Below are 599 nucleotides of genomic sequence, written 5' to 3' on the forward strand. Positions count from 1 at the left end.
TTTAATTGCGACAAGATCGCCACTTCACGAATATAGCTTGCTAAGTCTGCTTTGGACTCTGCCATTAGCTCATCGTCTTGCATATGTTTGGCGTACTCAATCCATAGTAGTAATTGATACATACTGTTGTGCTCAGAAGCTTTGTATTGTTTTACAAACTGCTTGAGCGTGCCCTCATCATTGATATTTAGACGATCATACCAACTTTCAATTTTAGACACTTGCTCTTTAGGAAAAAATGCATCAAACAATGCCTTGACCAACTCGTGACGATTTTCTTCACTGATGAGCTTACCGACGCGTTTGGTCTGACGGTTACGAGCATTGGCGCTGGTAATATCAGCCAATGCCATGAGTTCTGCCATAAAATAATCACTGGCTGGCAACGTTTTTAGCTGTTTTTTTGATAGGCCAGCGAGCGGTATAGACAGTTGCTGCAAGCGCTCATGAGATTTTTTGAGTTCTGTGCGCGAGACGCGCATATCTTGTTCTGACCAGTCAATCATACAAGCTTTCCAAAATAATAAATAGAAATGAGAGATGGCTGGCAACCATTTGTACCAGCACAATTTTTAGACTACATCATACATATCGCCTAT

1 protein-coding gene is annotated in these 599 nt (G+C 41.2%); it reads right to left on the bottom strand.

Translation table 11 applies throughout. The features are described 5' to 3' along the window. Window positions 1-506 (bottom strand): ribosome biogenesis factor YjgA (yjgA, locus tag ACS8FC_RS19130; protein WP_439297952.1); only part of this gene is annotated, 506 nt, incomplete at its 3' end. Window positions 507-599 lie beyond the last annotated feature (93 nt).

This window comes from Psychrobacter sp. 1Y4 (genome assembly GCF_051847555.1).